Source organism: Ruegeria sp. HKCCA0235A (assembly GCF_013033235.1).
GTDB lineage: Bacteria > Pseudomonadota > Alphaproteobacteria > Rhodobacterales > Rhodobacteraceae > Ruegeria.
In genome coordinates, this window is the sequence record NZ_WQDQ01000008.1 from 42,389 (window position 1) to 55,708 (window position 13,320).

General features: G+C 53.0%; 14 protein-coding genes. 8 read left to right on the forward strand and 6 right to left on the reverse strand.

Going from position 1 to position 13,320, the window contains the following annotated elements; genetic code table 11:
• Window positions 1-23: 23 nt before the first annotated feature.
• Window positions 24-539, reverse strand: a complete 516-nt coding sequence (locus GOW56_RS14420; protein ID WP_171206323.1) for a DUF805 domain-containing protein — start codon at window positions 537-539, stop codon at window positions 24-26.
• A 555-nt stretch (window positions 540-1,094) separates the two neighbouring features.
• On the opposite strand from GOW56_RS14420, the gene GOW56_RS14425 reads away from it, so the two are divergent.
• The 7 genes from GOW56_RS14425 (at window position 1,095) to GOW56_RS14455 (ending at window position 6,448) form a co-directional block, all read left to right on the forward strand.
• A complete protein-coding gene (locus GOW56_RS14425) occupies window positions 1,095-1,394 on the forward strand; it encodes a hypothetical protein (protein ID WP_152456658.1) in 300 nt (99 codons plus the stop codon).
• A gap of 364 nt (window positions 1,395-1,758) precedes the next feature.
• On the forward strand, window positions 1,759-2,058 hold the full coding sequence (locus GOW56_RS14430) for a hypothetical protein (protein ID WP_152456656.1): 300 nt from the start codon (window positions 1,759-1,761) through the stop codon (window positions 2,056-2,058).
• Window positions 2,059-2,113: 55 nt separating this feature from the next.
• Window positions 2,114-2,728 carry a hypothetical protein gene (locus GOW56_RS14435; RefSeq protein WP_171206324.1) on the forward strand — a complete coding sequence of 205 codons (615 nt, stop codon included), beginning with the start codon at window positions 2,114-2,116 and terminating at the stop codon, window positions 2,726-2,728.
• A gap of 53 nt (window positions 2,729-2,781) precedes the next feature.
• A complete protein-coding gene (locus tag GOW56_RS14440; RefSeq protein WP_152456654.1) occupies window positions 2,782-3,087 on the forward strand; it encodes a hypothetical protein in 306 nt (101 codons plus the stop codon).
• A gap of 41 nt (window positions 3,088-3,128) precedes the next feature.
• Window positions 3,129-3,302: a hypothetical protein gene (locus GOW56_RS14445; RefSeq protein ID WP_171206325.1), complete on the forward strand. Its 174-nt coding sequence runs from the start codon at window positions 3,129-3,131 to the stop codon at window positions 3,300-3,302.
• 781 nt (window positions 3,303-4,083) lie between these two features.
• Window positions 4,084-5,517 carry a hypothetical protein gene (locus tag GOW56_RS14450; protein WP_171206326.1) on the forward strand — a complete coding sequence of 478 codons (1,434 nt, stop codon included), beginning with the start codon at window positions 4,084-4,086 and terminating at the stop codon, window positions 5,515-5,517.
• Window positions 5,507-6,448: a metallophosphoesterase gene (locus GOW56_RS14455; RefSeq protein WP_171206327.1), complete on the forward strand. Its 942-nt coding sequence runs from the start codon at window positions 5,507-5,509 to the stop codon at window positions 6,446-6,448. Before GOW56_RS14450 ends, GOW56_RS14455 begins: the two co-directional genes overlap by 11 nt.
• Here the strand turns inward: GOW56_RS14455 and GOW56_RS14460 are convergent, their stop codons facing one another.
• Window positions 6,449-7,174 carry a DUF4956 domain-containing protein gene (locus tag GOW56_RS14460; RefSeq protein ID WP_217358825.1) on the reverse strand — a complete coding sequence of 242 codons (726 nt, stop codon included), beginning with the start codon at window positions 7,172-7,174 and terminating at the stop codon, window positions 6,449-6,451.
• A gap of 214 nt (window positions 7,175-7,388) precedes the next feature.
• Here GOW56_RS14460 and GOW56_RS14465 point away from each other — a divergent pair, with 214 nt between their 5' ends.
• The gene (locus tag GOW56_RS14465; protein ID WP_171206329.1) at window positions 7,389-8,321 is read left to right on the forward strand and encodes an SdiA-regulated domain-containing protein; all 933 of its coding nucleotides are present in this window, start codon (window positions 7,389-7,391) and stop codon (window positions 8,319-8,321) included.
• Between the two features lie 166 nt (window positions 8,322-8,487).
• On the opposite strand, the gene GOW56_RS14470 is transcribed toward GOW56_RS14465, so the two are convergent.
• Genes GOW56_RS14470 through GOW56_RS14485 form a run of 4 tightly spaced genes read right to left on the reverse strand, consistent with a single transcriptional unit; the run spans window position 8,488 to window position 12,874 of the window.
• A complete protein-coding gene (locus GOW56_RS14470) occupies window positions 8,488-9,981 on the reverse strand; it encodes a cryptochrome/photolyase family protein (protein ID WP_171206330.1) in 1,494 nt (497 codons plus the stop codon).
• Between the two features lie 3 nt (window positions 9,982-9,984).
• A complete protein-coding gene (locus GOW56_RS14475) occupies window positions 9,985-11,229 on the reverse strand; it encodes an FAD-binding domain-containing protein (protein ID WP_171206331.1) in 1,245 nt (414 codons plus the stop codon).
• Window positions 11,226-11,363 carry a DUF2256 domain-containing protein gene (locus GOW56_RS14480; protein WP_174831852.1) on the reverse strand — a complete coding sequence of 46 codons (138 nt, stop codon included), beginning with the start codon at window positions 11,361-11,363 and terminating at the stop codon, window positions 11,226-11,228. The genes GOW56_RS14475 and GOW56_RS14480 overlap by 4 nt, the downstream gene beginning before the upstream one ends.
• Entirely contained in the window at window positions 11,363-12,874 is a 1,512-nt protein-coding gene (locus tag GOW56_RS14485; RefSeq protein ID WP_171206430.1) for a deoxyribodipyrimidine photo-lyase, read from the reverse strand. Before GOW56_RS14485 ends, GOW56_RS14480 begins: the two co-directional genes overlap by 1 nt.
• Window positions 12,875-13,320 lie beyond the last annotated feature (446 nt).

The window sequence follows — 13,320 nt, forward strand, 5'->3', positions numbered from 1 at the left end:
GGCCCACCGCCCGGACAGCCAGATCAGGAAACAGGTGCGCCGTATTCGTTTGCGCCTTCTTGGGAAGGTCGTGTCAGCCACCAGATCATCAGGATGGACAGAACCAGTTGAAGAATTGAGAAAACAACAATGCCGGTTGCGCCCAAGACTGCCGCAGGTCCTCGTAGTGTATCGGGGTTTTCCGTTCCTTGCTCCAATACCGAGAAGAACGCCACCCCACCCAGCATAACAAAAAGCGTTGTAATGCTAAGCGCCATCGGCAGCAGCAAGTACCAGCCAGGTCGCCCTGTATCATGCAGCCTCCGCCAACCGGCGGCTAGCATGGGAATAAGAACGGCCAGTTGGAAAACAGAGGACAAAACCCGAGATCCCTGCCCCGTTTCGGGATTGGTCCCGAATATGATCGTATCCAGCACAGCTAATACGGCACTCACGAGAACCACGAACAAGAAGAACCACCAGTATTCTGATCGTAAAGCCCGACCAGAGAACTGGAAATATTTCGAAAAACACGTTTTTACTGCTTCAACGAATCCCATGTTTTTGTCCCTTCGTCGTTGCTTGGCGGCGTCAAAAACGCTTGGCCGCGTAGGGAACACTCGCTTTTGCGAAAATCCCCACATTCTTTTTGTTTGAAAGCAAAAGCCTTTCGCACGAAAGCCTAGAGAAATTTACGCGCGGAAAAAATATTGATTTATGAAAAATAAGATTCAAATATGAGAATTCGACGCAACTTTATTTTACCTCCGTTGTTGTCGCTGTCGCCCGATTTACCGGGCCCTTCCGACTGCCGGAGTGAGTGCTGGCAGTCGGAAGGCGTTTTCAATGATCGAGCGTTGGGAGAACGCGATGCCAAGACTCAAAGCACTAGCTCTTCTTCCAACGTTCGCTCCAGCTTTTCCAGTGCGGTCACGCGTTGTTGGCAGTGCATGCGATCAACGCAATATTGTTCTGCCGGCCAAACCTTGAATGGCGAGTCTTTTGCAAACGGCAGTCACCATATCGAGGTATGTTCTATTGGGCGCATAGACGCTGGAGCTTAAAAAATGTCGCTTCCAACTCAATTGAGATCAACGAACCAGAGGGAGAAGAAAATGACCAACAAGATGGTGATGGTTGCAGGCACGACATGTTTCGCACTGCTTGCGGCCTGCGACGATACGGGTACATCAAGCGCGTCTGCCGAGCTCACGCCCGCTCAGCAAGCGTGTTTGCGAGACGTGGCCAACACAACGAACAATTCGCAAGTCGTTGTTCTGTCGTCTGCGTTTAGCGAGGCGGGAACCCAGGTCACCGTCGGCGTTGGCGAGGATCGTGCCCCATGGAACTGTATTGCTTACAGTGATGGCGCCACAGCCGGTATCGAGTTCCTGGGCGACGAAGGCGCATTGTGACCTGTTTGGTGCGTGGCTGAACACGGCCGCGCAGCACTGGCTCGCTCATCGGAATGCTCGACTTGGTTTGTAGAATAGCCACTATCATATTCGCGATCCTTTACCTGTTGGCGTTGGTTGCGTTCTTGACGGGTACATTTGGCTGGTTGGGGCAAGAAAAAGACCCTTTGTCCGGGGTGTTCCTTTTGCCGTTGGGGTTGCCCTGGATACTTCTAGCGGACTTGGTCTCGGAGTCGACCAAACCGTGGTTCGCGGCGCTCGCACCGGTTTTCAATCTTCTAGCGCTGGTCTTGATTTGCAAATGGGTACGCAGTTTGCGGCAGTAGTGAACGCCGAACGCATTCTCACCAAAAGGGAGGAAAACATGGGAAAAGTGATCTTGGGTATCGTGATCGGGCTCGTCCTCGGCGTGGTTGGGGCGATGACCTTGGGTGGAGGTGCCGCGATGGGTGTCGGCGTTGCGACAGGCTTGTCCGCCGGTGTCTGCTCTACATTGAAAGGCGCACAAGCCGAGAATCTGATCACCGCCGAGCAAGCGGATCAGATCCTCAATCGCGTGAATTCCGAGATGGCATCCCTGCAAGGAATTGAAACGACGGACGAGATCGTCGGAAGCGCACAGGCATGCGATGAGTTTCTGTCCAAGTTGCGGGAAGCGAAGTGATGTTCCGCTTTGCACAGAAGAACACTGTAAGGATTAGCCAACAGGGGACAATCTGATGAAACTCCGTTTACTGAACCTCCTCACACCCATGTTTGCAATTTCGGGCACAGCTGCTCTTGCAATGTCGGAAGCCGATGACGCGTGTATCGATCATTTACGGCAACTTGGTGGGCCAGACGGTCAATCCGGTACGATTGAGAGCTCAGAGTTTTCCGAAGCTGGCACACTGGTCATGCTACGTGACGCAGGTGGGACACTTTGGCGATGCATCGCGTACAAGGATGGAAGCATCGGAGAGATGTCGGTTGTCGAGGCGATGGATGATGGTGGTGGAGCTATGGCCGGTGCCGAAGGATCTACTGAAAGCCGACGCGTCAAATTTGATGCTGGTTCAACTGGCGCCGAACTCGTTGGCCAACTCGCGCCCGGAGCGTCCCAGCAATACGTCCTTGGCGCCAAAAACGAACAGTTCCTTTACGTTCGCGTTGCTCCGCGAAATGGCACCTTGGACTACGTTATTCGAAACCCCGATGGTTCTGAACTGTTGGGATTGATGTCGGCGGACAAGGAGTATCGAGGGCAGCTGTGGCAATCCGGTGATCATGTTGTCGAGGTTATCAACCGCGGCAACTCTTCCGTCGGCTACAACGTAATTTTCGGTATTGAATAGGTGATCGACGGAAAACCCTGGAACGGCAACTCAAATCAGCTAGGAAAAAACAGATGAAATCCAAAGTCTTTTTGGTGATCGGTACAGTGTGTATTTCTGTACTCTCAGCATGCGACGAGAGTGGCGGGTCAGTGGATGCGAGTGCACCAACTGTGGGCAGCTCTAGCGATCTTTCGTCATTTGAAGGGGCCAGAGCGGGTCAGGCTGAAATGGGCATCCAAAGTCTTGGGTTTGAACTTATCCGAAGCGAAGGGCTAACCTCTTACTGGTTTAACAAAGATACCGGCGCATGTGCGCGGATCACGACATCTGAAGGAAGGTATTCAGATGTAACTATGCTGCCATCAGGCGACTGCTGACAATTTTCAACAATCCCAAATCTGAAAAAAGGAGCTCTAGTTTGCATTTCGATCTGGCACATGCGGCGGTCATCGTTGTCGCTTTGATTATCACAAACCTGGCATTGAAATCGGCCGGCGTGATCAACGAAGAAAACAAACACCAGTGGAATTGGAAAGTTGTTCTGGCCTACTTCGTGGTCGTCGTTATCATCAATCTGGCGTGGCCAATTTGAAGCTTCGCTTCGGGACGCTAACCGCCACCAAAGATGTTTACGGTGAATGTGTCTCTCCGAGAGATTACCGGCTGGAAAAGTGTGAGCATCACGGGCTGAACACAGAAAGGAACACGCATGCGGTTTTTGACGTCACTTATATTCATTGGTGTTCTGGCAACCGCTGCGACTTCTGACGTCACCAGCCGAAACGGTGGCCCTAGCAACAGCCAAATGCTTTCAAAAAGTGGCGACGGAGGGGTCGATGGCGTCGCTTTCTTCCGCCCAGTCTTAAGCGGTGTGTTGTATCGATCCGGTTTCAAGGGCGGCGACAAGGATCGAACGGGTCTGAGTGACGTTCAACGCGAAACCTTGTGCGAAAAAGGGTTTTCAACCGGGTTTTATGCCGACTTCGGCAAAAACACTCAGTACGGCCGCACCAGTTGTGGGAACGGATCCTTTGACTATCAGAGCGCCAGATCCTCCCGTCCCGGTGCCGTCATGGCATCCATACACGAAGTAATTGAAAACCCTGGAAAGGGCCCTGTCCTGGTACACTGCATGTGGGGCGTTCATTCCTCGGGTGCATTGTCGGCAATGGCGCTTGTTCAGTTTTGCGGTTGGACGGAAGAAAGGGCCAAAGGTTATTGGAATGATGCCCGAAACGGGGCCCCTTGTTCAGGCGGGTGTGACCAGTGGATTGACTCAAAATTCTCCAAGTTCAGTGTCGACCCCAATCTGAAGATTTCCGCCGAAAAACGGGCTGCGATTTGCCCTAGATGATATCCGGAGGAATATTCAAATGAAGTTCCATCTTCTGGGGTCTCTTGCTTTCATTGCACCCACCATCTTGTGGGCGAGCGACGATGTTCTGGGTGAAGCCACGACTTTTGATAGCCCTAACGGATTTACTGAGCGCTGTATTCGGATCGAAAAAGTTCCAACGGGCGCGTATAAGAAAAGCGATCTTGAGGAAGAAACTGCCTATTGCGAGATCGATTTCTATACGCCCGAAATCGCTATTTGCCCCAAAACCTGGAGCACCAGCCCAGGAATGGCCGTCTACGATATTTCGGAAGGACCCTACGTGGGGAACCGTTCCGAGTTTGAGAGAAACGCTTGCAAAGAGGGCAAGTCGGCAAAAGAACTGGCCAAGGGCAGAGTGGCCAAATTCAAATCCACCATGAACCAAAAGGGTACAAGCGGAACGTTTTCCACCTCGTCGCTGCTCTACTACCATTTCTCAAGGTATTTCGACGCGACGGTGAAAGTTCCGGTGGCGGTCTGGCGCAGCATGGACGCTCAGGCGCATCTTACCGAGGTTGCAGAGCCCGGCCTTGCGATTTCCGGTGGATCTCATGGCGGGCGCATGAACCATGAAGGCTGGCGGGTCTTCGTGGCAGCGGATGCCAACCCGAACTCATACCAACCGACGGATGATCTGTTCACCGCAGATCGAACGCAGATTTACGGTGTCCTGCTTGATAGCCCGGGTCATCGCTACGGCTCGGAAATCAACGGCACCCGTAAATCCGGTTGGGGCAAAGGCCAAAATCGCGATTTTCAGGAAACACCCGCTTTCCTGGCCTTGCGGTCGTCAAAACCCTTGCCCGAGGCCATTGCAGAGGGCGTCAGGGAAGGCCGAAAGGATCGGCAGATCAACAAGGACCTTGGGCCCGATGTCAGCGACCAGCAGATGGCATTCTGGATGCAGGAGCTTACCGAGATTGTTCTGCTCGACTTCATCTTCAGCCAGCAGGACCGTGTGGGAAACATTGATTTCACGCCCTACTGGTATTGGGTCGAGGACGGAAAACTCAAACACAAGAAAACGAAGCACCATCAGCCGAATGATGGAGACGTTCCCGCCGACGCAATATTGATCCGTCGCAGCAATCTGAACGACAACGATGCCGGTGGGCGCGTCGAATATGCCAACTTTGCAAAATCCACTCAGATGCTGGAGAAAATGAGGCATTTCTCTCCAAACACGTACCGGCGCCTGGTTACGTTGAACAGCGACCTTCAAACGCAAGGTCCGGTTTACGGCTGGTTGTCACAAAGTTTTGGGCTGTCGGACCGTCAGATTGCGCAGGTCGTCAAAAACACCGCGCTGGCAACATCCATCCTAAAAAGCAATTGCTCTAATGGCGATCTGGTGTTTGACTTGGACCCTGTTGCATTCTTTCTGAAAAAAGATACCGAGGCAGAGAGCTTGGACTGCAATGATCCGTAAGCGTTCGATCACCGTTGCGGCGTTCATTTGGACCGCCGTTCTGGCCAGCAAAGCGGCCGCTTTGGATGTGATCGTCATATCGGATCTGAACGGCAGCTATGGCTCGGTCAAATATGATGCCCGCATCGAAAAGGCGATCAAGCGGATAATCGAGATTGATCCCGATCTGGTGATTTCGACCGGCGATATGGTCGCTGGACAACGCATCCCCAACCTTTCAGACAAACAGGTCAGAGAGATGTGGAAAGCGTTTCACAAGGCGGTGTCAGACCCGCTGGAGGCTGCCGGAATTCCATTTGCGGTCACGCCAGGAAACCATGATGCCTCGGCCTATCGCGGGTTCGAGCGCGAGAGAAAAATATATGCCGAGGAATGGGGCTCCAGAAAGCCAGACGTCGACTTCCTGATGTCGGATGACTATCCGTTCTTCTACGCGTTTGAAATGCAGGGTGTAACCTTTGCGTCTTTGGATGCCACGACCCTTGGGCCACTATCCGGGGATCAGCAGGACGAACTTGAGCAACTTGGGGCAAATGGAGACCCGATTGTCACTTTCAGCCACCTCCCGCTGTGGCCTTTCGCGATCCAGCGCGAACGCGAAATCATCGGTGACCCGACGCTTGAAAAAATCTATCTGCAAAGCGGCGTCGTTCTGCACCTGTCTGGCCACCATCATGCCTTCTACCCTGGCTGGAAAGACGGCGTGGCCTATGTCTCGCAAGCTTGCTTGGGTGGTGGCCCGCGGCGGCTAATCGGTGATCGCGCCAGGTCACCTCACAGTTTCACGCATGTCACCTTCCAGCCGAACGGAGAGTTTGGGATAGCAGTATATCGAGGGCCGGATTTCGAAAGGTCTGTCGACTTCAAGTCGCTCCCGACAGAGATCAGATCCCCGGATGCGGTGTTGAAACGTTTAGACCTTGTGAAATGACTAGAGGCTGAGTTTCAACTCAACTTTTTCAGGGACCAAATCGTTTATCATCTCTTCGATGCGGGCCTCGGAAAGCCCACCCGAGGTAATGAAAAGCAATGAAATTCGGGATTTGCCCGGAACATGGTGTTTTCTGATCAGCTTCCAGCCGGCGTCCGCGGCCATGGCTTCAATGGCGCCGCTGACGTTCAATGAGTGTTCTTCGTCTGAAGCTTTGAGCGAAATTTCCACGCCCTTGTTACGTCCACCGAGCCAAATGAAACACCAACATACAACCGCCACCAGTGTGGCCATCAGCGGCAAGCCCAAACCGACCGCAAGACCAAGAACAGTTACGACTATCATTTCAACAGTGTCTACCGGATCATCCAGATTGGAGCGAAACCTGAGCAAAGCTCCGATGCCAAATATGACAAAACCAATCATTGATCCGTGCTGAACCACCAGGAATCCAACAGCCATGCCAATAAGAGCATAAAGGAAGAATAGCCTCGGCATGACCAAGTCGCCGATGCTTCTACGGGCTTTGCGTCTCACCGGATGATAGACGATCAAGCCAGCCAGAATGATCGTGACCACCACATCGAGAGTAAAGAAATACAGTTCCTGTTTGCCGCGAAACTGAGTCCATTGGCGTTCGATCAGAATTTCTGATTCCGAAGCTCCGGCCAGCATCGTTGCAGGGTCGATTTGCGACACCGCAGCGCCTGGCAACAGCAGCATCAACAACACGGTTTTAAACGGGAATGTCGTATTCAGCTTTTCTTCCTTCCTGCTCAGGCCAAGGGCTTAGGCTTCACCACAGGCACATCGTGCCCCATTCAATTCAATCGCAACAAGCGGGAGCAGGTAAAGAGTTCAATGAGCATTCTTCCGACATCGCATCTGAGTTGTGATAAGAACGCGATAAAGGGATGTGTTTCACGGGCGAGAAAACTGAATGGCAGAAATCAAACTGTTTCCGTCAAAACCTGAAATTTCACGGAGCTTCTTTATACTTAGACGGCTCGCTTTTGCGCCCGGATTATTGGCGGCGGCGTTCCTGCCATGGGCTGGTCTTGCCTGCGCCGAAAGTGCTGGTTTGGTTCTGGTCGATAGGTTCAAGGTCGCAGACAAATCAGAAGGGTTTTCAGAGCCTTCAGGTCTGTCGCTTTCCAGCGCAGAAGGCTTCTTGTGGTCTGTCAGCGATGCCGAACCTAAACTGCACCTACTTGGAATCGACGGGGCATTGGGAAACTCTTTCAAGTTGCCATCACTGAAGGGATCAGACCTTGAGGGTGTCGCTTCGCGAAAAGATGGATCTGTTTTGGTGCTTCAGGAAACTGACCGGTCAATTCTAGTCGTTCACCCAACCGACCCCATTCAACTGACAACGGTTCCACTTGCTACTCTCAAGGGTTATTCGGATGCAGCTGAAATGCTCGTCGGCAATCCATTGAACAAAGGGCCTGAGGGCATCACAGTCGATCCGGACACTGGGCGAGTATTCGTGGTCATCGAAGGGAAACCGCGGTTGTTGCTGGTATTGTCACCAGAGCTGACGGTGATTGAGGAAATAACCCCCTTGGATCGCGAATCTGGTTTTATGTCCGATCGCGTAAATGACGATGAGCTGGATGTAAGCGGATTGGCTTGGTCTGCGTCCTCAGGTGTACTGTGGATTCTGAGCGACAAAGGGCGCCAGATCTTTTTGTACAATCCCGAGACGAGAACGGCAGAGACAATAGAACTAACTTATTTGAAAGACGGCGACCGTAAGGTTGTAAAGCATCCAGAAGGGATCGCCCTCGATGAGTCCAATGGACTTCTCTACATCCTGACAGATGATGCCGATAAATCGCGACTGTATGTTTTTGATATTCCCGAATTTTGATAGCTAGAAAACGAAGCTCACACCGCCACAATGGCTTCCACAAGTTGTTGCAGCTTGCTTTGTACGCATCTACCTTTGTCCGCCTCAATCAGAACCTCCGTTGTAGTGTGGCTGGGACTAGGCGACCTTAATCCAGCGCAGGACATTGCGCGGGTAAATTTCATGTTCACGTCATACGTCGCAAAAAGGCTTCAGCCGTCGTGACATGCTTGTTTTTGACCTCTGGCGACATGCGCCCAGCCGTACGGCACATCATCGCCCAACGGGGGTTGCCAGCAAGTCTATCGGTGTGTTTCAGGATAAAGCGCCAATAAAGCCCGTCCCAGATATCTGCCCAGGGCCCTTTGCCCCAATGGCTCATTTTTCGAATGTAGTTTGAGCCGGAAAAATACGGTTTGGTGGTGATCAACCCGCCATCGGCATGCTGGCTCATCGCGTAGGCATTGGGAACCATCACCCAATCATAGCTGTCGACGAACATTTCCATGAACCAGCGATAGACATGGTCTGGATCAATCTCACACAGAAACATAAATCCTCCCAGTACCATAAGGCGTTCAATGTGGTGGCAATACCCGGTTTCGAGCACCCTTTTGATCGTGTCGTCCAGCGGATCAATACCAGTGGTTCCGTTGTAGAAAGAGCGATGCATAGGGCGATGATGGCCCCAATGGTTTGTAGTGCGCATCTGCACACCAAGGTTCTCATAGGTAGCACGCATAAACTCGCGCCAGCCAATGATCTGGCGGATGAATCCTTCTACCGAGTTAAGGGGAATGCCCTTGCGATCAGCATGCGCCAGGGCAGCGTCCAAAACTTGCTTCGGCGTCAACAAGCCAATGTTCAAAGCAGGCGTAAGAACGGCATGCCACAGCCAGTTTTCCCCCTCGACAATGGCATCTTCATAGTCGCCAAAGTGTTCGAACCGCCGTTCCAGAAACTGCGCCAGCCAGTCGGATGCGGCTTTGTGTGACGTCGGATAAAATAGCGTATCCAGGCCGCCCAATGCATCTGGAAATTCAACGATAACGTTCGCTTTTGCAGCTTCATCAACTGCGTCATGGGCAGGCCAGTTGATCCAAGGCAGGCTGCCCAACAGCGCCTTGGGCACTTTTTTGCGGTTTTCCTCGTCAAAACTCCATTGTCCCCCGGCCGGTTGGCCGCTGTCCATCAACACGTTCAAACGGCGGCGTTGGCCCTTGTAGAACTCTGCCATGAACCAGTGTTTTCGACCGGCAGACCAATCCAGATTGTCGGCCCGCGTATTCAGAAAGCCGGGGGATGGCTGGATATCGAGCGTGATGTCGGTATTGCCAGCCGCTGCCCGAAAACGTCTTTCTGCAATGAAGTCTACTGGATCAGCCATGATCACTCGGCTGACACCACGATCACGCAAGTTTTGAAAAAGTCGCAGACATGCACCCGCCTGCCGCTCAAAGGGCCAGATCGCAGCATCAAAGCCCTTGGCGACCAAGCCATCGCGATAGCGCGCCATTGAGGCGCGGTGCAGCCAAAGCTTTTGCTTGTGCATCGTGGCGGGATAATACGCGTCGCCAAAGAACAGCGGGTCTTCGAAAAGCACAACAGTATCGGGCCGGGCGGCCAGGCCCGGGTGTTGGGCAAACAATTGGTTGGGAAGTAAAAGGGCGGCAGTGGACATGGGCTATGGTCTTTGTTGGGTGGCCAAGTTCAGTTGGCGTAGAAGCGACGGGATCTTCTTTCGAAGGCCGAAGAACCCGGCCTTCGCATGAGGCCATGTTATAGCGTCGTACGGCCGCATTATCCTGTTCAAAGAAAGGCCTGCGTCTCTCAATACAGGTTCCACACGATCCAGCCGTGACCGAGTGGGACCGACAGGCGCATAGGCTGTTGCAATGGTCGTAACACCTGCATTCCGTGCTGCCTCGATCAACGTACCACACCAGTCCTCGGTCGATTGCCCGAGTTTTCCGTGGGGTTCCAAGACGCTGCTCATCGCGCCCTTGGCAAAATCCTGTACAACATCTCCCATCTGGTTTGGAGACCGACCACGTGTCGCCAAAAGTCCAATCGCGGCAACGGGCGGTGTCGGCATCAATTGATGAGCTGACAGATCATCCTCTGTCAACAGCAACAGATAAGAGGTGCCTGAGGGCATGTGCGGACTTGAAAGGGGAACGAGCGGGTGTTCTACCGGCTCGGTCAGCGGTTCTGCAAATTTGGCCAGGCCTTTAGGTTGAAACCGTCCTTCAGTGTATTTGGCGATGTTGTCAGGGCGCGCGAGGTAAGTCTTGCCTTTCGTGTGCAATCCGCCAACCCAGCGCCAGCTCAGCGTGTTCGATGCGGGATCGCCATCCAGCAAATGTCGCAAAAAGAAATCTGCACCAAGCTGCCAGGGTAAGCGAAGTGTAAAAATCCAGATTGATGCAAACCACATGCGCGCATGGTTATGAAGGTAGCCTGTCGCCACCAGTTCCCGCGCCCAATGGTCGAAACAGTCGATGCCGGTATTGCCGTTCACTGCATCATTGAAACGGGTCTTTAGGCCCTCATTATCCCTTAATCGCTCACAAGCGCTCAGCAAATCCCGCTGATACAGTGACCAGACGCTGGGCCTTTGTTCCAGCCAACCCTTGAAGTACGTGCGCCAAAACACTTCTTGCACGAATTTCTCCGCCGCGTTGAAATTATGCGACGCTAAAACCGTTGCCAGTACTTCTTTCTCTGTTATCAAACGGTGGCGCAGCCAAGGTGACAAACCCGATATATTGCTGCGACGCTCAGTCCCAAAATCGTAGTTTCGCGTACTTGCGTAATGGCGCCCGGTGCGTCCCGCGAACTGCTTCAGCCTTATAAGACCGTTGGTCCGTGTGGGTTTGAAATCGAACGTCTCTTTCGCTTCATCAAGTTCTGAAAACATCTCGATCATGCAGCCGACCTGCATTTTTTTGAGCAGTATTTCACCTCACCCCAAACGTTTCCCCATTTCTTGCGCCACGTGAACGGGCGCTGGCAGACCGGGCAAACCTTCTGGGGTAAGTCGGCTTTCTTGCGCATCTTCATCACTGATCCTCCAGAGGCAGGCTGAGTTGCTTTTGATCTTGAGACGCCCGCGCGACTTTGCGAGGATTCCGCCGATTCTTTCGGCTGGCGTGTTTTGTCACGATGGCGTGTGCCTCGGAACGAAACTCCGCACTTCGGCGAACTCCCCAAACCCGCTCGCGCGCGGCCTTGGCTGCCGCTAGATGGTCAAAAACACGCTCTGGATAAAGCGTTCCAATGATGTCTTTCGCGTTGTGAGCTTTCCAGGGTTCATGGATATGCTGATCTGCAATTTGGGACAATTCCGGCAACCATGTCCGAATGAACAACCCTTCTGGATCCTGATCATAGCCCTGCTTAACCGGATTATAGATGCGCACGGTATTGATGCCAGTGGTGCCTGATTGCATCTGCACCTGACTCCAGTGAATGCCCGGCTCATAGTCGGTAAACATGCGCGCCAAATGCTCACCCGGGGCCCGCCAATCCAGCCAAAGATGATAACTCGCAGTGGCCATCACCATTGCGCGCATCCGAAAGTTAAGCCAGCCCGTTGCCCGCAATGACCGCATGCATGCGTCCAGAAATGGATATCCCGTTTCGCCGTTGGACCATGCGGTCAAGAGCTGGGCATCAGTCGCTTTCGGCCGAAGACCATCGTAGAGCCGATGCAGATTTTCAAATTCAATCCGGGGTTCATCCTCAAGTTTCTGAATAAAATGGCAATGCCAATGCAAACGGCCCGAAAACGAGCGAAGCGACTTACGCCAATCTTTTGCCTGCGGCGGCAACCGGCGTCTCTGATTTTCAGTAGCTTGGGACACCTCGCGCATCGAAAGCGCACCCCAAGCCAGATAGGGCGACAGCCGCGAACACGCAACGGCCCCCTCCAAGGGGCTGGACATTTCGCGTTGGTACCTTTTGCCACGGTGGGTCAGAAAACTGCTCAGACGTTCCAAACCCGCAGCTCGTCCACCGGCTTGACGACCAACACATGTATCATCCCGCAAGCCAAGGTCGCGCCCCGTGGGAATATAGCCTGGTTCTACGTCGATATGCTTAAGCGCAACTGGTGAAGCAACGGGCAAAGCCATAAACCGATCCCAACGTTCCGCCCAGCCATCGCGAGACCTGAGCCTGCGAAGAACGCCATGGTTTTGTACTTCGTGCCACCGCACGCCGTGGTCCCTGCACCATGCAGCAACCTGACGGTCCCGCTGATACGTCCAATTGTTTCCTGTTTCTTCATGTGACCAAAGTACGTCTATCAGACCACGATCTTTTAACTCGGAAAGGACCGCCACAGTTTGTCCCTTGCGCAAAATCAGTGGTTGTCCCAGTTTCCCAAGGTCATCACGCAACTCAGCGATTGTCTCAGCAACAAAGTTCCACTGCCGTGTTGACGCGTCAGGTTGCTGCCAAAGCTCAGGTTCAACCACATAGAGTGGCAGAACTGGCCCGACCTCAGACGCTTGCGCCAGTGCCGGATGATCATTTACCCGTAAATCCCGTTTGAACCAGACGACCTGCACGATACCTCCGTTTTCAAGGTTTGTACGCATGGCCACTAGAAATGGATCTATGTTCCAGTCTTCCTCGCATTCCGCTAGGACGTGGTTTTTTGCAGAGAAGCCATTGGCCTTCGGTACATGAATGTCGGAAGCGTTCGCGAACCCACCGAAAGCACGTGGCCAAAAGAAAAAGACCCCGACAAAGGTGACATTGGTAAGTGATCGCTCTGGGCCCTAAACCACCAAAAAAGGAGCGGGTTAGCCCATCTCTGTCTTATTTGAATGTCTGATTTCTGAGTAAAGGATAAAGAGACCAGCCCGTCGATTTGAACGCTACCAGGCACGGTTTGCAACGGACCTCAGAGCATCCACCCCGAAAGCTCTGTAAACGCAAGAGGGAGGTATTCAAACGGGACCATCCTGTTTGCGCATCGAAAGAAGAAGCTTGACTTATGCGGTATCAAGCC

What these genes read in the sequence shown, in the direction of transcription:
- GOW56_RS14420 (WP_171206323.1), bottom strand. Translation starts at nt 539, where the DNA reads ATGGGATTCGTTGAAGCAGTAAAAACGTGTTTTTCGAAATATTTCCAG.
- GOW56_RS14425 (WP_152456658.1), top strand. Translation starts at nt 1,095, where the DNA reads ATGACCAACAAGATGGTGATGGTTGCAGGCACGACATGTTTCGCACTG.
- GOW56_RS14430 (WP_152456656.1), top strand. Translation starts at nt 1,759, where the DNA reads ATGGGAAAAGTGATCTTGGGTATCGTGATCGGGCTCGTCCTCGGCGTG.
- GOW56_RS14435 (WP_171206324.1), top strand. Translation starts at nt 2,114, where the DNA reads ATGAAACTCCGTTTACTGAACCTCCTCACACCCATGTTTGCAATTTCG.
- GOW56_RS14440 (WP_152456654.1), top strand. Translation starts at nt 2,782, where the DNA reads ATGAAATCCAAAGTCTTTTTGGTGATCGGTACAGTGTGTATTTCTGTA.
- GOW56_RS14450 (WP_171206326.1), top strand. Translation starts at nt 4,084, where the DNA reads ATGAAGTTCCATCTTCTGGGGTCTCTTGCTTTCATTGCACCCACCATC.
- GOW56_RS14455 (WP_171206327.1), top strand. Translation starts at nt 5,507, where the DNA reads ATGATCCGTAAGCGTTCGATCACCGTTGCGGCGTTCATTTGGACCGCC.
- GOW56_RS14465 (WP_171206329.1), top strand. Translation starts at nt 7,389, where the DNA reads ATGGCAGAAATCAAACTGTTTCCGTCAAAACCTGAAATTTCACGGAGC.
- GOW56_RS14470 (WP_171206330.1), bottom strand. Translation starts at nt 9,981, where the DNA reads ATGTCCACTGCCGCCCTTTTACTTCCCAACCAATTGTTTGCCCAACAC.
- GOW56_RS14475 (WP_171206331.1), bottom strand. Translation starts at nt 11,229, where the DNA reads ATGATCGAGATGTTTTCAGAACTTGATGAAGCGAAAGAGACGTTCGAT.
- GOW56_RS14480 (WP_174831852.1), bottom strand. Translation starts at nt 11,363, where the DNA reads ATGAAGATGCGCAAGAAAGCCGACTTACCCCAGAAGGTTTGCCCGGTC.